The sequence below is a fragment of the Pseudomonadota bacterium genome, assembly GCA_027620075.1.
GTDB lineage: Bacteria > Pseudomonadota > Alphaproteobacteria > Rickettsiales > UBA6187 > 1-14-0-20-39-49.
This window is the reverse complement of the sequence record JAQCEY010000001.1, coordinates 562,445-585,541: the sequence shown is the minus strand read 5'-3', so window position 1 is coordinate 585,541 and position 23,097 is coordinate 562,445. Positions and strand designations below refer to the sequence as shown.

The 23,097-nt window shown below is 38.4% G+C and carries 19 protein-coding genes; 11 read left to right on the top strand and 8 right to left on the bottom strand.

From position 1 onward, the window contains the following. Positions 1–144 precede the first annotated feature (144 nt). On the top strand, positions 145–1,302 hold the full coding sequence (locus tag O2942_03040) for a DUF2336 domain-containing protein (GenBank protein MDA0781222.1): 1,158 nt from the start codon (positions 145–147) through the stop codon (positions 1,300–1,302). Here the strand turns inward: O2942_03040 and purD are convergent. Beyond that, complete coding sequence (gene purD / locus O2942_03035) at positions 1,299–2,585, bottom strand: phosphoribosylamine--glycine ligase (GenBank protein ID MDA0781221.1); 1,287 nt, start codon at positions 2,583–2,585, stop codon at positions 1,299–1,301. The two genes, O2942_03040 and purD, sit on opposite strands and share 4 nt — an antisense overlap. Positions 2,586–2,665: 80 nt before the next feature. Between purD and xseA the strand changes: the two genes are divergently transcribed. The 3 genes from xseA to ndk all read left to right on the top strand — a co-directional run bounded on the left by xseA (position 2,666) and on the right by ndk (position 4,968). Next, positions 2,666–3,925 carry an exodeoxyribonuclease VII large subunit gene (gene xseA, locus O2942_03030; GenBank protein MDA0781220.1) on the top strand — a complete coding sequence of 420 codons (1,260 nt, stop codon included), beginning with the start codon at positions 2,666–2,668 and terminating at the stop codon, positions 3,923–3,925. A gap of 93 nt (positions 3,926–4,018) precedes the next feature. After that, on the top strand, positions 4,019–4,468 hold the full coding sequence (gene mutT / locus O2942_03025) for an 8-oxo-dGTP diphosphatase MutT (GenBank protein MDA0781219.1): 450 nt from the start codon (positions 4,019–4,021) through the stop codon (positions 4,466–4,468). A 77-nt stretch (positions 4,469–4,545) separates the two neighbouring features. Further along, the gene (gene ndk / locus O2942_03020) at positions 4,546–4,968 is read left to right on the top strand and encodes a nucleoside-diphosphate kinase (GenBank protein MDA0781218.1); all 423 of its coding nucleotides are present in this window, start codon (positions 4,546–4,548) and stop codon (positions 4,966–4,968) included. Between the two features lie 142 nt (positions 4,969–5,110). On the opposite strand, the gene ybgF is transcribed toward ndk, so the two are convergent. The 5 genes from ybgF to O2942_02995 form a co-directional block, all read right to left on the bottom strand. Beyond that, positions 5,111–5,974, bottom strand: coding sequence for a tol-pal system protein YbgF (gene ybgF / locus O2942_03015; protein MDA0781217.1), 864 nt, complete (start codon positions 5,972–5,974; stop codon positions 5,111–5,113). Between the two features lie 24 nt (positions 5,975–5,998). Next, positions 5,999–8,005 (bottom strand): ATP-dependent zinc metalloprotease FtsH, encoded by a 2,007-nt coding sequence (gene ftsH / locus O2942_03010; GenBank protein MDA0781216.1) that lies wholly within the window; start codon positions 8,003–8,005, stop codon positions 5,999–6,001. A gap of 104 nt (positions 8,006–8,109) precedes the next feature. Further along, positions 8,110–9,399, bottom strand: coding sequence for a tRNA lysidine(34) synthetase TilS (gene tilS / locus O2942_03005; protein MDA0781215.1), 1,290 nt, complete (start codon positions 9,397–9,399; stop codon positions 8,110–8,112). Positions 9,400–9,514: 115 nt separating this feature from the next. After that, complete coding sequence (gene thyX, locus O2942_03000) at positions 9,515–10,456, bottom strand: FAD-dependent thymidylate synthase (GenBank protein MDA0781214.1); 942 nt, start codon at positions 10,454–10,456, stop codon at positions 9,515–9,517. Positions 10,457–10,536: 80 nt separating this feature from the next. Then, on the bottom strand, positions 10,537–12,498 hold the full coding sequence (locus tag O2942_02995) for a hypothetical protein (protein MDA0781213.1): 1,962 nt from the start codon (positions 12,496–12,498) through the stop codon (positions 10,537–10,539). Between the two features lie 454 nt (positions 12,499–12,952). Here O2942_02995 and O2942_02990 point away from each other — a divergent pair, with 454 nt between their 5' ends. After that, on the top strand, positions 12,953–13,162 hold the full coding sequence (locus O2942_02990) for a cold-shock protein (GenBank protein MDA0781212.1): 210 nt from the start codon (positions 12,953–12,955) through the stop codon (positions 13,160–13,162). Between the two features lie 84 nt (positions 13,163–13,246). Next, entirely contained in the window at positions 13,247–14,494 is a 1,248-nt protein-coding gene (locus O2942_02985) for a DEAD/DEAH box helicase (GenBank protein ID MDA0781211.1), read from the top strand. A 245-nt stretch (positions 14,495–14,739) separates the two neighbouring features. Here O2942_02985 and O2942_02980 read toward each other — a convergent pair whose 3' ends face one another. Continuing rightward, a complete protein-coding gene (locus O2942_02980) occupies positions 14,740–15,525 on the bottom strand; it encodes an alpha/beta fold hydrolase (GenBank protein ID MDA0781210.1) in 786 nt (261 codons plus the stop codon). A gap of 245 nt (positions 15,526–15,770) precedes the next feature. After that, positions 15,771–15,962, bottom strand: a complete 192-nt coding sequence (locus tag O2942_02975; GenBank protein MDA0781209.1) for a hypothetical protein — start codon at positions 15,960–15,962, stop codon at positions 15,771–15,773. A gap of 600 nt (positions 15,963–16,562) precedes the next feature. Between O2942_02975 and O2942_02970 the strand changes: the two genes are divergently transcribed. From O2942_02970 to O2942_02950, 5 genes are all read left to right on the top strand, one after another. Next, complete coding sequence (locus O2942_02970) at positions 16,563–17,144, top strand: SAM-dependent DNA methyltransferase (protein MDA0781208.1); 582 nt, start codon at positions 16,563–16,565, stop codon at positions 17,142–17,144. A gap of 418 nt (positions 17,145–17,562) precedes the next feature. Next, positions 17,563–18,909: a hybrid sensor histidine kinase/response regulator gene (locus tag O2942_02965; protein MDA0781207.1), complete on the top strand. Its 1,347-nt coding sequence runs from the start codon at positions 17,563–17,565 to the stop codon at positions 18,907–18,909. 43 nt (positions 18,910–18,952) lie between these two features. After that, entirely contained in the window at positions 18,953–20,245 is a 1,293-nt protein-coding gene (locus tag O2942_02960) for a hypothetical protein (GenBank protein MDA0781206.1), read from the top strand. A gap of 48 nt (positions 20,246–20,293) precedes the next feature. Continuing rightward, positions 20,294–21,211 (top strand): ABC transporter substrate binding protein, encoded by a 918-nt coding sequence (locus O2942_02955; GenBank protein ID MDA0781205.1) that lies wholly within the window; start codon positions 20,294–20,296, stop codon positions 21,209–21,211. 140 nt (positions 21,212–21,351) lie between these two features. Then, positions 21,352–22,833: an ATP-binding protein gene (locus O2942_02950; protein ID MDA0781204.1), complete on the top strand. Its 1,482-nt coding sequence runs from the start codon at positions 21,352–21,354 to the stop codon at positions 22,831–22,833. Positions 22,834–23,097 lie beyond the last annotated feature (264 nt).

Here is a 23,097-nt window from a genome sequence, read left to right as displayed (position 1 = left end):
TAAAAACAACACCCATGTCCTATATTGAACCGATTGCCGTTAATAATCGCATATTAATAGAAAATTAACCATTTGTGCGGTAAAATGTATAGTTAGTACAGTTAGTACGGTTTAAAATTAGGTATTATTTTTAAGGTATTTTCTATGGATGGTAACAAAGCCATATTATCAGATGACGATATTCAAAAGCTAATAAAAAGCTCTGTTGAAAAAAGGTTAGATGTTACCAAAAAGATAGGTAAATACTATTCTGCCGGTGGCTTTGATGAAGACCAGATGAAAATAGCGGAAAGAATATTCCGCATACTACTTAAAGATACTGAAGTTGAAGTAAGAAAGGTTCTTTCTGAATCCGTAAAACTATCCAAAGATATACCTAACGATGTTGTAATGGAGTTGGCAAAAGATATTAATGAAGTTTCAATACCCGTTCTTACATTTTCCGAGGTTCTTACAGATGAAGACCTTGTCGAAATTATTGATTCCACCCAAGATATATCTAAACAGGAAAGTGTTGCTCAAAGAAAAGATGTCTCGGAATTAGTTTCAAACGCTTTAATAGAAACCGGTCATGAAAAGGTTGTTGATAAGTTGTTGCATAATGATGGGGCGAGGGTTGCCGATGACGGGTATAAAAAGATAATAGATGATTTTTCAAATAATGAAAAACTTCTGGAAGCTATGGTGCAAAGGGAAAAAATACCTGTCGTTATAATGGAAAAACTTGCTAGAACCGTATCACAAGAAATATATGCAAAATTAGAAGAAAAGCATAAAAACAAAGTTAAAAACTTTGATGAGGTCATGAATAAGGGGCAGGAAGTTTCTGCTATGAAAGTAATGGGTATGCAAAGTACCGAGCAGGAATATTATAAATTCTGCAAGCTTATGACAAAACTGCATATTCCGCCCGACCTTATGCCTATATCCGCACTTTGCGTAGGGAACTTCAATTTATTTGAGGTGTGTATAGCAAGGGCAACAAAAGTTCCCGTGCTGAATGTAAGGGAGCTGTTAAAAGATACGGGGAACAAAGGTTTTAAAGTTCTATATGAAAGAGCAAACCTACCTCCCAAGTTATATGAGGCTTCAGAAGTATTAGTCGATGTATTGCGTGATTTAAGGGGCGAACTTAATAATAACGGTATAATGCTTAGTAAAAAGGTGGCTAACCGTATTATCGGAAATATGATGATGCATGCAGAGGAACGAGGTGAGGTGGAAAACCTTGATTACATAGTTACTTTAATACGCCATAACGTCGATATGGCGGAAGCCGAAGAACGAGAAAGCAGAAATTAAGCCGCACTCTCTCTTTTTATAGCCCTCCAGCCGATATCACGGCGGCAAAATCCGTCTTTCCAGTCAATTTTATCAACGGCATTATATGCTTTTGCCTGAGTTTGTGTTACCGATGTGCCAAGGGCGGTTACACCAAGAACCCTACCGCCGTTTGCAAGGAAATTGCCGTTCTCGTCAAGTTTAGTTCCTGCATGGAATACAACGATATCTTCGGAATTTTCTAAAGATTCAAGGTTATTTATAACCGTACCTTTTTGGTATGAATCCGGATATCCCTTAGCCGCCATAACCACGCATAAGGCGGTTTTGTTCTTTAGCTTTATTTGTTTTTCCTGCAATTGCCCTTTTGCAGCGGATATCAGGATAGGAAGCAGGTCTTCATCAAGCCTTGCCATTAACACCTGCGTTTCGGGGTCTCCGAACCTTACATTGAATTCAAGTAGCTTTGCACCTTTTGAGGTTACCATAAACCCTGCGAACAAAACTCCTTTATACGGCATGCCGTCCTTTTTCATTCCCTCAATTGTAGGGATAATTGCTTTTTCCATAATCTCTTGTTGCAGTGCAGCATTCATAACCGGGGCAGGGGAGTATGTACCCATTCCTCCGGTGTTCGGTCCGGTATCACCTTCACCTACTGCCTTATGGTCTTGTGCCGAGCCGAAATATAGTGCCTTATTGCCGTCACATATGGCAAATACGCTAATTTCCTCGCCTTCTAAAAATTCCTCAACTACTACCGATTTTCCTGCATCTCCGAACCGGTTATTTACCAGCATGTCATCTATTGCGGTAAATGCCTCTTCTTTATCCTGAGCTATTATTACGCCTTTGCCTGCGGCAAGACCGTCAGCTTTTATAACTATTGGCGTTCCTTTCTCGTTTATATATGCTTTTGCCGAATTTGCATCGGTGAAAGTCCGGTAATCAGCAGTCGGGATATTATAGTTATCACAGGCTTTCTTGGTAAAGTCCTTTGAGCCTTCAAGTTGTGCGGCAACTTTGCTAGGACCAAATGTGAGTATATTAGCCGCCTCCAATGAGTCAACTAACCCCTCAACCAATGGTGCTTCGGGGCCGACCATTACAAATTCTATATTATTGTCTTTGCAGAATTTTATTACGTCATCATGGTTTGAAGTTGATATTACAACAGTCTCGGCGATTTTAGAAATACCACCGTTACCCGGTATTGCAAAAATCTTTTCGCATTGTGGAGATTGAGATAATTTCCATATCAATGCGTGTTCACGTCCGCCTGAGCCGATAACTAAAATGTTCATATCTAAAGCCTTTTTTTGTTGTAATACTTCGTATTTTCGGACTATTATCTACCCCGAATTTACAAAAATAGCAACCAGTTATGTCGCAATTAGAACAAAACCCGAACATGCCTGAATTTAGTGTCAGTGAGATATCTAATACCATTAAGCTTGCGGTGGAAGGGGCTTTTCCTTATGTTAGGGTAAAGGGTGAGTTATCTAACTTTAAACGCGCACCTTCGGGGCATCTTTATTTTAACTTAAAAGATGAATCGGCGGTGCTTGCCGGAATATGCTGGAAGGGTAGTACGGGCAGTTTTACATTCAAACCGGAAGACGGCATAGAGGTGGTGTGTACGGGGCGTATAACTACATATGCAGGGCAATCCAAATATCAGATGATAGTGGAATCAATGACACCGGCAGGGCTTGGAGCGTTGATGGAGTTGCTGGAAAAGCGTAAGAAAAAACTAGCGGCAGAGGGTCTGTTTGATGCCGATAGAAAAAAGCCTATACCTTACCTGCCTAAAATAATAGGAGTAGTTACATCGCCTACAGGAGCGGTTATCAGGGATATACTGCATAGGATAGAGGACAGGTTTCCGACCCATGTAATTGTATGGCCTGTGTTGGTGCAGGGGGAAAAAGCAGCCGAGCAGATAGCCAATGCCATATATGGTTTTAACGCTGTAAAAGGTGATAACCGACCGGACTTGCTGATAGTGGCAAGGGGAGGCGGCTCTTTAGAGGATTTGTGGGCGTTCAATGAAGAGATTGTTGTGCGTGCCGCAGCGGCATCGGATATTCCTCTTATATCTGCTGTCGGTCACGAAACCGATACTACGCTTATTGATTATGTATCCGACTTACGTTGCCCGACCCCTACGGCTGCCGCTGAAAAGGCTGTACCTGTAAAAGCCGAGCTTGTGCTTTATATAGATGATATGGCAAGGAGAATAAAAGGGGATATATTCAGGCTGCTGGAAAATAAAGCCAATGAGTTAAAAGGACTGGCAAGGGGAATGCCGAGTCTTTCGCAGCTTATTGATGATAAAACGCAAAAACTTGATAATCTGGCTATCCGTCTTGAAAATGCCTTCCCGAAAATATTGAAGGATAAGGAGCAAAAAATACATTTCCTCGGAAAGCTAATGGAAAGCTATAGTTATAAAAACGTTTTAAAGCGTGGCTTTGCCGTTGTGCATAGTTCGGGCGGCAAGGTGATTAGTCAGGCAACCGGCGTTAATGCCGGTGATAAGCTGAAAATAGAATTTGCCGACGGACAAGCCGATGTTCAGGCATTGGGGAATAAGTCTAAAAAAACGGTGGTAGCAGATAAGAGGCAGGATAGTTTGTTTTAGGTTTTAGTTGCCGGTGGTTAGTGAGTAGAGTTCAGTTTTTATGGTTAAGCTAAGTAAAGATTTAAGTAAGGTAACTTCAAAGAAAGGAAAAACATGTATCAAGGCGGTTGTGACCCTGCAAGGGAATATCCCGAATTATTAGAGAAGGTTGCTTTTAAATATGTCGCCGCAGGTGTTTTGGTAGATAAGGACGAAAAAATACTTATAGCCAAAAGACCTGAAGGCAAGCCCATGGCAGGTTTATGGGAGTTTCCCGGAGGTAAGGCTAAGGAGGGTGAAGTTCCTGAAATTGCTTTAGTCCGTGAACTAAAGGAAGAACTTGGTATCCGAACATCGGCAGGCTGCCTGTTGCCTCTGACATTCCTGTCTCACCGTTATGCTGACTTTCATCTTATAATGTATGTCTTTGTAATCAGACGGTGGGAAGGTGTTATTGTGCCAAAAGAAGGGCAAGAATTAAAATGGATAGAAAAAAATCAGTTATCAAAATTCGATATGCCTGATGCAAACATGCCTTTAATAGGAGCTGTCAGGAGCATTTAAACTAAAAACTTGCTTTTTTTAGAAATACTTTTATAAGGGTCTCTCATTTTGAAAATACTTATAAGGGAATTGAGTAAATGGCTATCGAACGTACATTATCTATTATCAAACCTGATGCTACCAAACGTAATATAACAGGAAAAATCAATGCTATGATAGAAGATGCAGGTCTTTCTATCGTTGCACAGAAAAAAATCTATCTTAGCCGTCGTGAGGCAGGGATTTTTTACGGTGAGCATAAAGAACGCCCTTTCTTCGGTGAGTTAGTTGATTTTATGGTGTCTGCCCCTGTGATAGTTCAGGTTCTACAAGGAGAAAATGCTATAGCCAAATATCGTGAAGTTATGGGAGCTACCAATCCTGATAATGCTGATGCAGGTACTATACGTAAAGAATATGCTAATAGTGTAGGTGAAAACTCTGTTCACGGCTCTGACAGCCCTGAATCGGCAGCACGTGAGATAGCGTTCTTTTTTGCCGGTCGTGAAATCGCTGATTAGGTAATGCTTATTATTGGTTATCCCCGACTTGTTCGGGGGTCTTCTACAAATTAAAATGAGATCCCCCTATAATTTGCTTCGCAAATTCGGGGGATGACAATAGTTGCTAACTTACTTATGTTAAAGTGATAATTGTCTTTTTTTATGAACAATTTATAGCCTTTTTCTCTTCACTTACCTTGTCCTTAATAGCTTTTTCAGCTTCGGGAAACTCTTTTTCAAGCTTAGTAAAAGTTGTACACGCCTCTTTCTTTTTGTTCATTTTATTTAGAGACATGGCCAATTTTAAAAGATTGTCGGCAGCTTTATTACCTTTGGGTAGTTTTTGATAGCCTTTCAGGAAATTGACCGCAGATTGTTCAAAATTTTCACGTACATAGAAAGTCTCACCAAGCCAATAATAAGCGTTACTGATAAGACTGCTTTCCGCATTATTGTCTATGAACGCTTTAAGCATAGACTCCGCTTTGTCATACTCTGCATTACGCAAATACATGAAAGCCTTATCATACTGGTCGTTTTCATCAATAGGAGCAACGCTCTCACGGGTTGCGTTCTCCAACTTACCTACAAGCTCAGGTTCTTTTTTGTCATTTGCGTTAGTATTGGGAGCGGGAGAGTTTATATTTGAGCCTAAGCTATTGTGCGTCTGTTTTTTTTCCATTTCGCTAAGGCGAAAATCAATATCCTGTGAAACTTTTTGTATCTGCTTTAGTGCGTTGGTAATGTTAAACTGATTTTGTTCAATCTTACCCATAAGGTCACGCAATTTTTCTTCAATTTCGTCTATGCGTACCTGCGTATTAGGTGACGCATCGTCATAATTGTCAAATGACGCAGGTGCTTTGCCGTTTTTGTAAAACTGCTTTTGAAGAATATTCAGGTTATTCTCCATTTTATTTAGCCTGTCATTCAGCCTTTGTTGTTCCAACTGAACGGGACTATAGTTTTGGGCAAAGCTATTAAATGAAAAAAAAGCAATTGAAGCCCAAAGATAATATTTCATTTTAAATACTCGTTACTAATTTAATTAAGCACCTTCAGGGCTTGTTCCCTTATCTGACTTATCGTTCTTTTTATCGGTCGGTTTTTTGACCTTTGTTTTTTTAGGTTCGGGTTTTGTAGTTTTGCCTTCATTTTTCGCATTGTCAACAACCGTAATCGGAACTGACGCCTTTTTAATGGTTTTCCTAGCTTTCAATAGTGATTTTTTATCTAGGGTTTTGCCTGCCAGAACTTCCCTAATCTCATCACCGCTCAACGTTTCATATTCAAGTAGTGCTTTTGCAAGTGTTTCGAGTTCTTTGCGGTATTTGGTCAATATTGATTCCGCCGTTTTATAGCCCTCATTAACAAGGTCTTTGACTTCCTGATCGATGATTTTTGCCGTTTCCTCAGATACGTTTTTCTGCTGGGTTACCGAATGCCCTAAGAATACTTCGTCCTGATTGCTCGCATGGAATATAGGACCTATCTTATCACTCATGCCCCATTGCGTAACCATTGAACGAGCAAGGTTAGTAGCCATCTTTATATCGGATGATGCACCGGAGGTTACTTTTTCGTAGCCGAATATCATTTCTTCTGCGACACGACCTCCCATAGCGACAGCCATATCTGCCTTGGCTTTTTCACGGGTCAGGGATAACTTGTCTTTTTCAGGAAGACGCATTACCATACCTAACGCCCTTCCGCGAGGGATTATAGTTGCTTTATGGATAGGGTCGGAGGCAGTGCAATGAATGCTTACAACGGCATGACCTGCTTCATGGTATGCGGTAAGTTTCTTTTCTTCTTCGTCCATTACCATGCTTTTTCGCTCAGCACCCATCATTACCTTGTCTTTAGCCTCTTCCATTTCCTGCATCGTCACCACCTTGCGGTTCTTGCGGGCAGCAAGCAGTGCGGCTTCATTTACAAGGTTGGCAAGATCGGCTCCTGTAAAACCCGGAGTTCCCCTTGCTATTGTTTTTGCGTCAACATCAGGTGCTAAAGGCACTTTTTGCATATGTACTTCCAAAATTCTGGTACGCCCTAATATGTCAGGCAAAGGCACTACTATCTGACGGTCAAAACGACCCGGACGAAGCAGGGCAGGGTCAAGAACGTCAGGGCGGTTGGTGGCCGCTATAATTATAACTCCCTGATTTTCCTCGAATCCGTCCATCTCAACCAGAAGCTGGTTAAGTGTCTGCTCACGCTCATCATTACCGCCGCCAAGACCTGCACCACGGTGACGACCTACTGCATCAATCTCATCTATGAATATAAGGCATGGTGCATTTTTCTTGCCTTGTTCGAACAGGTCACGTACACGGCTTGCACCGACACCTACGAACATTTCGACAAAGTCGGAACCTGAAATTGAAAAGAAAGGCACTCCGGCTTCCCCTGCTATAGCACGGGCAAGCAGGGTTTTACCCGTACCGGGAGAACCTACAAGAAGGCAACCCCTCGGTATCTTACCGCCAAGAGAACCGAATTTTTGCGGGTCTTTAAGAAAGTCTACGATTTCATGCAGCTCTTCTTTTGCTTCTTCAATTCCGGCAACGTCATTAAATGTTACCTTATTTTTATTCTTATCCATAAGGCGTGCCTTTGAACGACCGAAGCCCATAGCTCCACCGCCTTTGCCGCCGCCTTGCATATGCTTCATAACCAGTATCCATGCACCGATAAGCAGGAATATAGGAAGCAGTGATGTAAGTAAAAAGCCTATTAAAGAACCTATGAATGATTCGGCAGGTTTTATTTCGAACTTTACATTATTGTCTTTTAAAACATCAATAAGTCCCGGATATTGGTCAGGTCTATAGGTCTTGAACGCAGAACTTGTTTCGTTGTTGTAAGTTCCCATTATATGAGAACCCCTTATCTGCACTTCCTGAACCTTTCCGGCTTCTACATTATATAAGAAATCGGAAAAACCGACTTCTTCCGAATTTATAGAACCCGAACCGCTGTTCATCATGTCGTATGACATGACCATCACTATTATCAGAATTATCCAAAAGAAAAAACTTTTACCGGCACCCATTTATCTTCCCCTGCAATTTAAAAAAGGACATTTAAAATAAATTATACCAACTTACTTATGTTAGTATAGTAAAAACATTGAAATTAAAGAATTGTAATGATAATTTACTGTGCTAAATTTAACAGTTCATCTAAAAAGCGAACATCAAACAGGTCTTCAAACTCGTTGTTCTCGTAATATGATATATGGGGAACCGCAACTATTTTTTCAAGTGTATGTAAGGCAGGAAGTGAGAAAATAACTTTTCTCGGCAAGTATATCCTGCTTAGTTTTTTGTCGGATTTTAGTAGGTCGGAAAAGCCCTTCTCCGTTAACGCCCCCACATAATAACCCGATATATCCTTTTTATTCAGGGAGCACATAAAACGCCCGTCCCAGATAACGGAAGATTTTCCGTTTAGGGGTAAGCTATGTTGCAGTGCAGCATTTTCTTTTATTATGAATATCTTTCCATTATCTTTTATCTTTTTGGATTCAAATATCTCGCAACCGCCTAATGTTGCGTTGTATTTTCCTTCCATAATCTGCTTATACAAACTATCCGTTTTTTCAAAACGTGGCTTGTAATATTCACCGCCAACCGATTTTATTACTCGTGACAGTATCTTAATTGCAGATTCTTTATGTAATGATTTAAACTTTTCTATGTCTAATATGCAATAGCCCTCAGGTCTGATATTAACTACTTCCTTTATATCCTGCTTAATCTTTTCCTCTATGTAGCTGTTGCTTTGTTGTAGTGTTTTGCAACTATTGGCAAGGCGTTCAACGAGCAAGTCAGGCTCAGGTGAATTGTTAATAAAATTCCTGACCTGCACTCTGGTAAATTTCTCGTTGCGGTTAGAAGGGTCTTCAATCCAGCCTTGCTGTTGTTTCCTTAAGTAAGATTTAAGTTCGTTTTTGTTGACATCAAGCAGGGGTCTTAAAATACGTACTTCGTTGATATTTGTATCTTCGAAGATACCGCACATTCCCTCAATGCCGCTACCACGCATAAGCCTCATAAGCAGAGTTTCTGCCTGATCTTCTTTATTATGGGCTACAAGCAGGGTTTTAATCCTGTTTTGTTTGCAAAACTCGGTTAGAAGGTTATAGCGTGCTTCCCGTGCATTTGCCTGAATATTAGAAGGAGGTTTATCTCCGTCCCAATTCAGGATATGATGTTCAATCCCGTATTTTTTCATCCAGCGTGAAACCTGCTCTGCCTCGTCTTTTGATTCTTTTCTAAGCCTATGGTCTACCGTAATTGCGATAATAGGAGTTTTTGCCCACGAATAGGCAAGTAATGCCAACGCCATAGAATCACAGCCACCGGACACAGCCACCGCTATTTTTTGCGTGGGTTTTATTTTGTAAGCCTGCATAAAACTATCGAGTGTATCTTTAAGGTTCATATTTACCTTGAATGTGAATATTTTTAATGGCAGAAGCCGCCTAAATTAAAGCATGCTAAAGTATAAAAGTTGAAGTACCACAAAAACCGGCTCTAAGCTAAATAGGGAATGAAATTTATAAATTCTGCCCGAGTTTTTCCATCAATTCCGACCATTCACGCTTGCTCATTCCTGATGATTCCTGATCTGTAAAATCACGGTTTATCATGGCTTTTATAACTTCCATGCCTTTGCCTGAAATTTCAGTTGAATTTACCCTATGATCCATGAACGCATTGTAGGTTATCGGAACCCAGCGTTTTACTATATCAAGCATTGTTTGGGCAAAAACACGTATTTCATACTGGGCATGGCTATCGGCACGCAGTGCAAGGAAGTGCATCAAATTATGCAGGTCTATTTTCCAGTACCACTGAGTGTATATGTTAATAGGGAGGTTCATACGGGCAAGCTCACGTGCTATGCCTTTTTTATCGTGGTCGATTATTTCACCGTCTGCATTGCAGTTCATCAATTCTTCATAATGCTTATAGCATTGCTGTGAATCACCTTTTAATATTTCTATTACACGGTTAGCTTCTTCTTGGCTTAATGATTCTTCACCACGCCCCTGATGGTTCTTGGTTGATTGGGCTGCCAACTGTTCGGCAGAAGGGATATAGAACTCGTTATCTAAAACCGAATAACGTGCCGAATATTCATTCACATTTGCCGTGCGATGGCGAATCCATTGACGTGCGACAAATATAGGCATTTTCAAATGGAATTTTATCTCACACATCTCAAATGGAGTCGTGTGGCGGTGACGCAGAAGATAATTTATTAAACCGGCATCGAGACTGACCTGTTTTGTACCTTTTCCGTATGATACGCGGGCTGCCTGAACAATTGCAGAGTCATCACCCATATAATCCACAACTCTTACAAAACCGTGGTCAAGAACAGGGATAGGCTCGTACAATATTGCTTCCAAGTCATCAACTGTTTTTCTTAAAGTCTTGTTTACTTCTGTTTTTTGGGCAGCTACTTCCGCTCGTTGTAGTTCGGTTATTGCCATTTGCTGTCTTCCTTTGAAATTTTTTACGGATTTTTTCTTTGAATATTAAATATAGAAAGCTTTTTTGCAAGTTATAAATGTTAACTGAACGATCTTGACCTCTTTAAGGCGTTCTGCTGCTCGATAGATTCGGGCGATATCGGAACTTTTCTTTCAAGCGGTCGGCTTGCGGTCGATTGTGTATTGTCATTATTATTTTGTTGCCTGATTTCTTTTTCTGCCTGTACTTGTTCTTTTAAGCTCTTGTAGAATTTTTCATAATCGAGATTTGCCCCACGATGAAAACCCCGTTCTTCAGCTTGTAAAAGTTGTGCCTGCGTACTTTCCCTGCTTTGCTCAAGACCTTGTTGCATACCGTCATAATATGCATTTTGTACTTTTATGAGTAAATCCTGAACGGTTCCTTCAAGATATCCTATATATCCCTGATCTTCCTGAGCTCTTTGTGCATAACCCCATGCAAGAGCCGGCTCCCATGTTTCAATTGATCCTCTGAAGCGACCTTCGTCGAAAGCCCTTGCCTTTTCTTCGTTGATTGTTAGCGGGCGGTTTTGTTCCCTGATAAGTCTTGAGATTTTTTTGTCCTTTTCCTGTGCTTTTTTTATCAGGAATTTATTTGTTTCATTTAATCTTTGATTTTGTTGTTCGATAGCTTTTTGGTTTTCTTTTAGTGACTTCTCGTTATTTTCAGAAAAATTTGCCCTTCCGGTTGCCGCATCTGCCCGTTCTGTTTCTTGTCTTAGACGCTCTTTCATCATTTCAGAGTCTTTACCGGAGGTGTGAATAGATTTCTTTTGATTGGCGATAATAGCGTCTTTTAAGCCTGATGATTCTTTTAGTTTTTGTATCTCTTTTTTTAGTTCGGATATCTCGGAATCTTTTAGGGCTAAAGCTTGTGGCTCCTGCGGAGTATCAAGTGAAAAAGGTTCCATCGTATCAAAAGCCGTAGGTGTTGTAAGAGCGGTAAAAGCCGGAGATGAGGCTTGTAATACCGGTTTTGATTTTTCAATTTTAGTTAAGTCTTTTATATCAGGATTATTTTGCAAGGGGACGGTTTCTTCGCTATTTAATTCCCTAAAAGAAATTACTCTGGGTACTTCAACGGAGGCAGAAGCGGCTTCTATATTTTGCGTGCCTGATGTTAGGGATTGTTTGCCCGTATTTTTCTTTTTACCGGATTTTGTCGTCCTGCCTTTTGATTCCGTGTGTTTACTTTGCGACTGCGATTTACTTTGTGATTCCGCCTCTATTAACTCCTGAGCCGACTTTTGTGCCTGTTGTTCTTTATAGCTATTTCTCAATTTTTTAGATACGTAATATAAAGTTCCGGCTAAAGCAAGTCCTCCAAGTGCAAGAAGAGAGTTGTTTAAGTCATTATTGCCGTTGTTTTGTTGCGATGCAGGTAGGGGGGAAGGATTAGGTTTTTTGTGCCGGCTTGCTGCATCCAAAACGTCACCATTACTTTTTATGGAAGAGGTGTGGATTTGAGGTTTACTTTCTTTAGATTCTAAAAATTCACTATATTGCGTCATAAACTCCAGATCGCCCTGTTGCAATGCAAAACTCAAAGGTGTATGGTTCCGGTTACGACCTGAGTTTTTCAGCAAGCCTTCTATAAGTTGACCGAATGTTTCTTTTTCACGAGGTTTTGCCATCTTAAATCTAATCATTGAACCGGTGATATATAATTCCGTTCCTTCTCCGGGTGAGCCGAGAAAATCACATGATTCACTTATGTCCCGATCTATATCGACTCCTTTTATCTTAGATGCGTCGCTTAATAAGTTCGCAATAGCTTTTATATATTTAGGGTTTTCCTGTGAATACGCTAAAGCAAACGGGGTTATTAAACCGATATTGTGCATTATGTCTAAAGCCGCAACACCACCGTTGTTGATATCTAATTCATCGTCGGTTACGGTTTTTAACTGCTCACTTTTTATGATAAGATCTTTATTAAATCTGTCATCGGATATCTCGGAGGTCATTTTTTTTAATAAACGAGATATATCATTTGCATTATCTTTTGTAAAATTCGGCATTTTTCAGACTTGATAATTTTTATTATTATGGAAGTTAATATTTATATTAGTTTTATATTATAATTCAATAAATATATATTTTGTTATAGGTGAATTTATCCTGTCGTTCACCGATTTAATCGGTGAATCTACTGTTTAATATCTATTTAATATTTATAGATTCGCCGGTTAAGCCGGCGAATGACAATAAAGGTACTACATAGTCCCCGAATGTTTTTTTAATATAAAGGTTGCTTTTTAAATTATCTTGGTGTATGTTCTTCTGCAGAGTTTAAATTGCTCTTGCTAAAATGAGACTTGTATTAATTTGTATTAATAAGTAGTGGTACTACATGAAGCCACAAAAGATCTTCCTTAAAACTGTCGATCCCAAGCGTTTGAATAAGAGTAAGCCCGTATTGAAAAATTTACGGGAGTATGCTCTTTTTTAACTATAATGCTAAAGGAAATAATTATGGCAAACGGAACGGTAAAATGGTTTAATGCAACTAAGGGATATGGCTTTATTCAACCTGATGATGGTTCGAGTGATGTTTTTGTTCATATAAGTGCGCTTGAAAAAAGCGGTATAAGACAGCTTGATGACGGTCAAAAAGTAAGCTATGAAATAGCTACTGTAAAAGGCAAGTCGTCTGCTGCACATGTTCAGTTATTATCTGACTAATCTATCTTAACAATTTATATAATTGCATTGAGGATATTACGGTGTTTGCTGTGAATGTATTCTTTTGCAATAAGGATATTTCATATGAAAACATTTAAAGAAATGGGCTTACCTGAAGCCCTTAACCATACTTTGCAGCATTTGCAATTTAATGAACCTACCCCGATACAGCAACAGGCTATACCTCTTGCTTTAGAGGGGAGGGACATTTTAGGCTCTGCTCAAACGGGTACAGGTAAAACTGCTGCGTTCGGAATACCTCTGGTAACAAAACTTATGACCGATTCTAACGGTATGGCACTGGTTATGACCCCGACACGTGAACTTGCTACTCAAGTATTAAAGCAACTACAAGATATGCTTGGAAGAAATTCTAAGATAAAAACAGCGATGCTAATCGGTGGCGATTCGATGGTAAAACAACTGCAACAGTTGCGTAACAGACCGAGATTAATAGTCGGTACGCCCGGACGTATCAATGACCATCTGGAGCGTGGAAGCCTTATGCTTAATAATGCGGATTTTTTGGTTCTTGATGAAACCGACCGTATGTTGGATATGGGTTTTAGTATCCAGATAGATAATATAATGAAATATATGACCGGTTCTCGTCAGACTCTTTTGTTTTCTGCGACACTGCCTAAAAACATTGTTAAGATAGCCGATAAGTATTTAAAGGATCCCGTACATATATCCGTAAGCCCGACTTCGTCGCCGGCTGCAAATATCACACAGGATATAATGCGTATCAGTGAGGCGGATAAGTATGACACTTTCCTTTCGGAGCTTGATAGGCGTGAAGGTTCGATAATAGTTTTTGTTAAAACTAAATACGGTACTGAAAAAATGGCAATCAAACTTGCCAAGAAAGGCTATAGTGCGGAAGCTATCCACGGTGACTTGCGTCAAAGTAAACGTGAAAGAGTTATAGAGGCTTTCAGAAGGAAGAAATACCGCATACTTGTAGCTACTGATGTGGCAGCAAGAGGCTTAGATATTCCGCATATTGAACATGTAATCAATTATGATTTGCCTCAATGTGCCGAAGATTATATCCACCGTATCGGAAGAACTGCCAGAGCAGGTGCTAAAGGTTGTGCGCTTAATCTCGTATCACCTCAGGATAAATCCAAGTGGTCTGCGATTGAAAGGCTTCTAAACCCCGGATCGGGCGGATCGTCAGAATCAGGTAAGGCAGCTTCCAAGAGCGATCCTGCAAAAAGAAAGAAAAATAGGTTTAGGAATAAGAACAAAGGTAATAATACGACCGGTTCTACCAATTCCGGTGCAAAAAAACCTGCCAGAATGTTTAAAGGTAAAATGGTAGCGTAAAAATTTACCGTTATTCATTTTAAGTAATTTTATTAAATACCCTTATAGCTATTAAGTAGTTATAAGGGTGTTTTTTTAATTGCATCATAAAATCATTATTAGCCTTAGCACCTTTATATTTTTGCGACTTAAAATAAGTGTAATCGGTGTTTCGGAGGGAATCGCGAGGTACAGGTAAGGAATTAGTTAATAAAGAAAAGTCCGGTTAGGAATTGAAAAGACACCCACATAGTGTTTTTTTAAAGCTAAGAAGCGGTTTTATCAAAGAAGTATAATAAGACCGCATTTAATAACTTCGGCTGTTCGCAAGATGGGATATGTCCTGAATTTTCGATTATTGACAAAGTAGCATTCGGTATAAGTTTTTCTAGTCTCCTTGCTTCATTTGGCGGGCGAGCTATGTCATCGCTGCCAACAATTATTTTTGTCTCTGCTTTAATTTGTTTTAATTCGTTCAAAAAGCTATCACGCCAAAATATAGCCCTAGCGAGGGTTGCTATAGTAGGTATGCACTCTTTACTAATGGAAGAAAGTTTGTTTTTAAAATAACAGACTAATTTCTTATTGTTTTCTAACGTTGTTTTTGAAAAAAATATCGGGATAACCTTTTCGACTAATTTAGGCGGTACGCAGTTTGCACGCTCCATCATTTTTATCATTACATAATATTTAAATTTATTGAATAACGGCTCCTTACCCAAATCAGTATCACATAAAACAAGCTTATTAATGCGTTCAGGATATTTAAAAGCAATATGAGCTGCCCACATACCGCCAACAGAAAGCCCGATAATAGAAAATTTTTCTATGCCTAAAGAATCCATTAATAGAATATGGTCATCAGCAAGCTCTGCGATATTGCATTCAGAATTATCAAGATAGTCTGACTCACCATGTCCCCATAAGTCAGGCACTATGCAGCGATATTGTGTAGATAATACCTCAACCTGTTCCTGCCACATCTGATTGTCCCACAGGAAACTATGACCGAACAAAATAACCTCTCCGGTGCCTGTGTCAGTATAATGCATTTTGCGATTTTTAATTTTTGCTTGCGGCATTTGTTTTTAGATTATTAAGTTTCTTCAAAGTCTTTAATTCGTCATCTGTAAATTTCTATACTCTAGTACCTTACATCTATTGTTTCCATTCATTTCACATTTTAAAACAAAGTCTAGTGCTAACCTTAATTTTGCAGTGTAACTTGTTAGAACGATATTTGTTGAACCGTTTTTTTAATTGAAGGGTATATTATACTGTCTTTGTTATGGTGATCTCAAAGCAGCCGGCTTAAAGAACAACTTATACCATAAAGGTTTTCTTCTATCGCTTTGACCGGACGGGTAAATTCTTCTACCATAAATCCGCAAAGACTTGTACCAAATTTGTAATAGTATCCTTTATTATCGAAAATGGAATCTTGTTTATTTTTCAATAACATCTTCTTAGAACCTTTGTTCGTTACCACACCCGTAAAAACATATCCGCATAATTACCCTCTTTTTTGCGAGTATGTTACAATATATATAATTAGATAACAGTAGAGATAGTTAAGCTCAAGAGCCTTATAAAGTAAAGAGAAAATAGATTTCAACAGATGTTAAAGTAAGTGTATCTTATTTGACATTACGGGATATGTTAGACCTAAAAACCTTGTAAAGTAAGGGCTTTCATGCCTTTCGTAGGTGGTGCGTTGCAAGATGGTGCTCCGGAGGCAACCTGAAGCGGATTGTATATTATTGATATATAAAAATAATTTGCGTTGGGTTTTTGTATATACCCCCATAAGTACCCCCAAAGTCATTTTTAACCCGTCAAATTTCCTGTGGATATATGTTAAAATAAGTAGCTGCATCTTACTGGAATATCAAAACAGTTGCAATACTCAACCTTATAATATAATTTCACCAGCGGAACGGCGTTTTGCTGTTCTGGGGCTTTCAAAAATCCGCACGGTGATAAAAGAGCAGAGTAAAAAAGATTAAATCATAACGTTAGAGATTACGCCTTGCTGATCAAATCAAAACAAAGAGTCATAGATCACGGAGAAGTTTTCACGCCAGCGTGGATGGTGGAAGCCATGCTTGATCTTGTAAAGGGTGAGTCAGAACGTATTGATTCCCGCTTTCTGGAGCCAGCTTGCGGAGACGGAAATTTTTTAACGCATGTGCTGCGTCGTAAGCTTGCAGCGGTAGAACTTAAATACGGCAAGTCTGACTTCGAGAAACGCAACTTCGCTCTGTTAGCAGTAATGTGTATTTATGGCATTGAATTATTGCCTGACAATATCGACGACTGTCGAGATAACTTACTTGGGATCTTCGCTGAATATCTCTCACTTAACGAAAAAGATGATCTTTACCGCGCTGCAAGCTTTGTGCTGTCACTCAACCTCATACATGGTGATGCCCTAACAATGAAAGCCAGAAATGGCAAACCGATTGCTTTCGCAGAGTGGGGTTATATCGGTAAGGGCAAGTTCCAGCGCCGCGATTTTCGTCTTGATGCATTGACCGGCTCATCGGCTTTCAGTGCAGAGGGCTCGCTGTTTGCGCATCTTGGCAAGCACGAAATCTTTACCCCTATCAAGGTTTGGACTCCGATGATTGTGAAAGAGCTCGCTGGCGCATACGTTCAGGAGGTTGCATGAACCAAGCACTTCCAGAGCAAGCCAACTTCACTTTACAATTTAAAGAAAAACTTTCCACATAACTGTTGGCATTCCAAAGTAACAGTTTGTTCTTCCTTAGAATTTAGATTATCCAAATACTAGCTTTGTAAAAATCAGATTGAGGTATGTATTTCGAAAGAAATATACCCTTGCCATTTTTGAAATACTTCGAGATGAGCGTTGCAATGTAAATGATGCGTGCGAACGGCTGTTGTGTTGATAACGGTAACTATACCTCCGTAAAGCTCGTATCTTTTTGTAAATTAACGGATTGTTAATCATTAAGAGGTATTGTTATAAAATCATTAATCCTATCGATGTATTTAAGTTTTTTGAGTGCTAGGGCTAGAGAAGATATATAACAATTTTTCAAAAAGAAAAACATTGTTGAGTGGGTATGAAGGATATAGAGGATATTAGTATCAAAGATGCAGCTATTTTAGTCGTTGATGATAACGAGGCCAATAGAGATATTCTAATTCGTAAATTCGAAAGGATCGGCATTAATTGTCTAAGTGCCGAGGGCGGGAAAGAGGCAATTGAGATAATAGACCGAAATCGTGTAGATATGGTTTTCTTAGACCTAATGATGCCTGATGTAAGTGGCTTTGATGTTTTGCAATATGTTAGAAAGCAATATCAGCCTTGGCAACTACCGATAATAATAGTTACAGCCAAAAATGACACTGAAAGCATTTTGGAAGCTTACAAGTTAGGCGCAAGTGATTTTATATCTAAACCCGTAAACTTCTCTGTTGCAAAAGCACGTGCAAAGAACTGTTTTATGAATAAGAAGTTGCACGAGGAGATATCAACCATAAATTCATCCCTAGAGCAGACGGTTAATGAAAAAACACAAACGTTAAAACATTTGGTAGACGAGCTGGAAAGTGAGGTTCAGCGTTGTAGGGCGGTAGAAAAAGATTTAATTGAACAAAAAGGAAAGGTTGAAGTTGCTAATAAAGCGAAGAATGATTTTTTATCAAACATGACGCACGAATTGCGTACCCCGTTAAGCTCTATAATAGGATTTACTGACATTATAAGAAAAGGTAAAGTCACAAATAGAATGCCTGAAGAAAGTGAGGAATTAGGTTCAAGGTATGAAGAGAATTTCAAAGAAAAGTATGGGGATTGTAACGAGTATATAGACTTTATACATAATGCTGCCACAGAGCTGTTCGAACTTATCAATAATGTTTTTGAAATGTCAGAAATAGAATCTGACAATCTTCGCTTGCAGGAAGCAAATACTTCCATAGAAAAAATAGTCGATAAAGTAGTTATATCTATTAATAAAACCATAGAAAATAGTGGTATGGAAATACCTGTAGAAGTTGACATAACAAATAAGGATGCGGTTATTTTCGTAGATAAACATCGCATAGAAAAAGTTTTGTTACACCTGCTGTCAAACTCTGTAAAGTTTTCATTAGCGGGGGGAGTAATTAAAATAAATGCCGATGTTAAAGATGATGACGGTATTTATTTTGTAGTTGAAGATAATGGTATTGGTCTATCTGAAGAAAATGTTGATACAGTAATGGAGCCATTTACACAACTTGATGGTTCAAGGGACAGGAAATATGGAGGTATAGGATTAGGGCTTTCTTTGGCTAACGCATTGACAGAAAAACATGAAGGTAAGTTAACAATAGAAGGAGCTGAAGGTCGGGGAACTAAAGTAACAGTATGGTTGCCTTCCTCGCGTATTGTAAAGAACACTTTAAGTCAGGGCATTTAGTGGAAGGTATTTTGTTAATTATAATTAAAAAGGTATTTAAGTTATGAAAATAAATATGAGAATTGAGATATATACTCAAACATACAAAAAAAGAATGGTGACATTGCTATCTATTTGTACGTTTGTTTGTGCGGGCATTTTAGGCAGGTCTGCATCTGCGGATACTGATCTAAATAAGGTAATTGAATCACTATATGGTGGAGACGGTATTACTTTAACTATTTCAGGAGGATTTAATCATGCTGCACATTTTACTTCTGCATCGCTTAATGAATTTGCGCAACTATCAAGAGCAGCTCAGGATTCAGCCGTAACTACTTCAAGTGGTGGCGGTGGAACCGAATTTGTATATGATGAAATAACAGGAGAATTTACTTCCGTAGCTAATGCACAGGGAGGAGTGTTCACTGAACATGCAGGAACGCTAGGGAAAGGTCGCCTTAATCTTGGGGCATCTTATACGTATACGAAATATACTCACTATAATGGACAAAGTTTGAATGGTGTAAGACTGACCCTTGCGCATGTTGATTTAGCTGAGCCTAATATATGTATTGGTGGACCTGCAGGAGCATGTTATGAGTTTGAACGAGATTATATTCAAGTAGATACTGAAATAGACCTCACTAATCATGTTCTAGCATTATATGGTAGCTACGGAATAACTGATAAACTGGATTTCGGTGTCTTAGTCCCTATTATTCATACAAGATTAATAGCAAAGGCAAATGCGACCTTTATTGAAAATGAAACTAAGCAGTTCTTTCCAGGCACAATACATTCATTTGATCCGGCAGTCGATCCAACTTATTCTACAGCGGATGGCGAGTATACAAGTGTTGGGGATTTTTCTTTAAGGGCAAAATATGCACTATATTCAGGAGACCAAACACAACTGGCTTCAGTTTTGGAGGTAAGGTTTCCAACCGGTGATGCTAATAATTTACAAGGAATAGACTATTATGGTGCGAAGCCAATGCTTTTGGCTTCAAGATCATTTCCGTTTGAAACGTTTGGTTTTGGCCTGCATGCAAATGTTGGTTATGAATTTAATGCAGGGTATTTAGGGCAGGATGAATTTGATTATGTAGTAGGCGCTGAATATTACCGCCAATTTACAAATGATAGAATGTTGTCCTTAAGTATAGAAGCAATAGGAAGCCATGAATTAACAAGAAAAGATGGCAGTGGTGACCATACTACCGATCTTGCTTTTGGACTAAGGCTGAAAACGGCTAAGGATCTATTTATTGAATATGGTATGAAATACGCTCTTGATAAGCACGGGATTCGTGCAAGTAGGGTGCATCAATTAGCATTAAAGATGAATCTGTAATGAAGTTATATGCTGGGTGTAAAAAAGTTTTAATAAGGTAAAAAAATAATGTTGCGATATTTTAAAAATATACAGATCATTGTTGTCGTTATATTAGGCTTCAGCATAACAATTGCTGAGGCAAGCGGTAAAAATCGTATACAGATATATATTTTCAATACAAAAGAAACTCCGCAAAGTAAGCAGATCGTAGACGGGCTAAATAAGGGGTGCGGTCAATCTGGTGCAATTCATATGTATGATATGGATGGAAAATTAAAAAAAGGTAAAACCTTAGTTGATGAAATAAAATCACATATTAGAAATAATCCGGAACACCCGAAAGTTATTTATTCTATTGGAGATCCCGCAACATCGTTGGTGGAACAAGAGGGTTTTGAAGAAAAGGTTTTTTACAGCTTGGTTACTCCTGCCATACAAACAAGAATTCATAAAAGCAATATGCATGGAATATCACTAAGAGCACCTTTTATTAACCAGTTTAAGCAATTTAGAGAACGTGTGGGAAATGTGCAGACAATAGGAATCATACATAGTGAAGGTTATAATAATGATATAATTGCGGAGTTACATGAAGCTGCAAAAATGGTCGGTATTAAACTAAATTTAAAGATGGTTTCAGATAATAAGGATGTACCAAGTGCTTTGAGGGAATCTATAAAAATGAATGACGCGATTATGTTTATTCCTGATCCCGTTATCATAAATAAGGACTCATACCGTTTCATTATTCGTATAGCTATAGAAAATAACGTGCCTACATTGGTTTATTCGGAACACCTTACTAAAGCTGGTTTCTTATTCGCACTTGAATTAGATTACCATGCAACGGGCGTTTTATTAGGGGAAAAACTGTGTAGTGCTTCTTTATCTGCAGATATGAAATCTATTGTAGGCTTTGAGCCGGAAAAATTTGTAACATTCTTAAATGAGAAAACGCTCGTTCTAATAGGCCATAAGCATTAACAACCCAAAAATACAGAGGGCGATTTGATAACAAAACTAATTTTATTAAACAAATGCGCAATAGAAGTTTAAAATACAAATCTATATTGTTTATTAGTTTAGTGGTCATTGCCGTCTGTGTATCACTTAACCTGTTCTTTATGAGTTGGATTACACAAGAGTTAAAGGAAGAGATTCAAAAAAGAGGTGAGGCCAGCACATCAAACTTTGCATATGATAGTTATTACGGTTTATTAACTGAGGACTCTGTAATATTAAATGAACTTATTGCGGGGCGTATGAGGCAACCGGATGTTGATTATGTAGTTATAACAAACCACAAAGGAAAAGTATTGGCTGCCAGTGATGAAGAACTTGTTGGAAAAATTCTAACAGACTCTCTGTCCCAAAAGGCTAATCAAACAACTTCATCTTTAATACAGCCATATTTTATGGTCTCTAATTCAAAGGAAATTAAGGGCTATGATTTTTCTACAGTAGTTCTGGTAAGAAGCATGGAAGACTCTGATTTTCCTGAAGATGATGGTTTAAACGATAGTATGGGACAATCTGAACAAGAACCATTGGAGAATCTAGGTGTTGTTAGAATGGGCTTCTCGCTTGATTATATAAAGCATCGCAAAAAGTTGTTAATAATGCAAAGCTCTCTAGTTTCTATAATAATCATTATAATTACTATATTTGTTGCATATTCATTAATAAAACCCAAGGTGGCTACCGTTGTTTATATTTCATCAATTGCAAATAAAATTGCCGATTCTAACGGTGAGGATATGGAATCTGTGTACATTGAAAAATCTAAATTAAGAGAAAATGACAATGATGAGATAAGTATATTAGGAAAGAGTTTTGAGTCGATGTTGACCCAATTAAAATCATACCACAAATATATGAATGAACATACTAAGAAGGTAGAGGAAGCAAGTCGTGCTAAAGGTAATTTCCTTGCTAATATGAGCCATGAGCTTAGAACTCCGTTAAATGCTATCATGGGCTATTGTGAGCTTTTACAGGAAGATCTTTTGGATGAAGGGGTAAAAACAGGGCAGGGTGATTTGAAAAAGATACACTCCTCTGCTAAACATCTGTCTAATGTTATAAATGACGTGTTAGACCTATCAAGGATAGAATCCGGCAAAATGGACCTTACTTTGGAAGACTCATATATTGCTCCGATTATAAGCAATGTTGAGAATATTTGCATAGTTGGTGCCGAGAAGAATAATAACAAGCTTGTAATAAATGTGTCTGATGAAATTGAAATGGTTTTTTGTGAGCCTACAAAATTGACCCAGTGTTTAGTTAATCTTGTAAATAATGCTTGTAAATTCACGTCTGACGGAACTATTGAACTATCAGTTTATATTGATACCTTTAATGATAAAGAGGTCTTTAAATTTACAGTTTCCGATACAGGTATAGGCATTAAGGAAGAACACTTAACTTCTATTTTTGAATCATTCTCTCAAGGAGACGGTTCAATAACGCGCAAATATGGAGGCACCGGACTAGGCCTTGCAGTATCACGTAAGTTTGCCAGAATAATGGGGGGAGATCTAACCGCAGAAAGCGAGTATGGTAAAGGAAGCACATTTACATTATGGCTACCTATGAATACTTAATTATCCTAACAATATTTTTATTAATAAGAAAAATGGCCTGCCCTAGAGGATTCGAACCTCTGACCCACAGCTTAGAAGTGTGATGTATAAATATTTTAAAATTACATTATTTTGTGATATAATAACATAAAATAGTTGTGTGATTGCTTAAGTGTTTATTCTTATGCTCATATTTAGAGCGAAAATTTTTATAAGTAATAATCATGTGTAAGTAATACAAAGGATTAAATGAGAATAGTTTTCATGCCTCTATTATAGATTAAA

Coding starts and splice junctions, on each gene's coding strand:
- O2942_03040 (MDA0781222.1), top strand. CDS start 145: ATGGATGGTAACAAAGCCATATTATCAGATGACGATATTCAAAAGCTA.
- purD (MDA0781221.1), bottom strand. CDS start 2,585: ATGAACATTTTAGTTATCGGCTCAGGCGGACGTGAACACGCATTGATA.
- xseA (MDA0781220.1), top strand. CDS start 2,666: ATGTCGCAATTAGAACAAAACCCGAACATGCCTGAATTTAGTGTCAGT.
- mutT (MDA0781219.1), top strand. CDS start 4,019: ATGTATCAAGGCGGTTGTGACCCTGCAAGGGAATATCCCGAATTATTA.
- ndk (MDA0781218.1), top strand. CDS start 4,546: ATGGCTATCGAACGTACATTATCTATTATCAAACCTGATGCTACCAAA.
- ybgF (MDA0781217.1), bottom strand. CDS start 5,974: ATGAAATATTATCTTTGGGCTTCAATTGCTTTTTTTTCATTTAATAGC.
- ftsH (MDA0781216.1), bottom strand. CDS start 8,005: ATGGGTGCCGGTAAAAGTTTTTTCTTTTGGATAATTCTGATAATAGTG.
- tilS (MDA0781215.1), bottom strand. CDS start 9,399: ATGAACCTTAAAGATACACTCGATAGTTTTATGCAGGCTTACAAAATA.
- thyX (MDA0781214.1), bottom strand. CDS start 10,456: ATGGCAATAACCGAACTACAACGAGCGGAAGTAGCTGCCCAAAAAACA.
- O2942_02995 (MDA0781213.1), bottom strand. CDS start 12,498: ATGCCGAATTTTACAAAAGATAATGCAAATGATATATCTCGTTTATTA.
- O2942_02990 (MDA0781212.1), top strand. CDS start 12,953: ATGGCAAACGGAACGGTAAAATGGTTTAATGCAACTAAGGGATATGGC.
- O2942_02985 (MDA0781211.1), top strand. CDS start 13,247: ATGAAAACATTTAAAGAAATGGGCTTACCTGAAGCCCTTAACCATACT.
- O2942_02980 (MDA0781210.1), bottom strand. CDS start 15,525: ATGCATTATACTGACACAGGCACCGGAGAGGTTATTTTGTTCGGTCAT.
- O2942_02970 (MDA0781208.1), top strand. CDS start 16,563: ATGGTGGAAGCCATGCTTGATCTTGTAAAGGGTGAGTCAGAACGTATT.
- O2942_02965 (MDA0781207.1), top strand. CDS start 17,563: ATGAAGGATATAGAGGATATTAGTATCAAAGATGCAGCTATTTTAGTC.
- O2942_02960 (MDA0781206.1), top strand. CDS start 18,953: ATGAAAATAAATATGAGAATTGAGATATATACTCAAACATACAAAAAA.
- O2942_02955 (MDA0781205.1), top strand. CDS start 20,294: ATGTTGCGATATTTTAAAAATATACAGATCATTGTTGTCGTTATATTA.
- O2942_02950 (MDA0781204.1), top strand. CDS start 21,352: ATGAGTTGGATTACACAAGAGTTAAAGGAAGAGATTCAAAAAAGAGGT.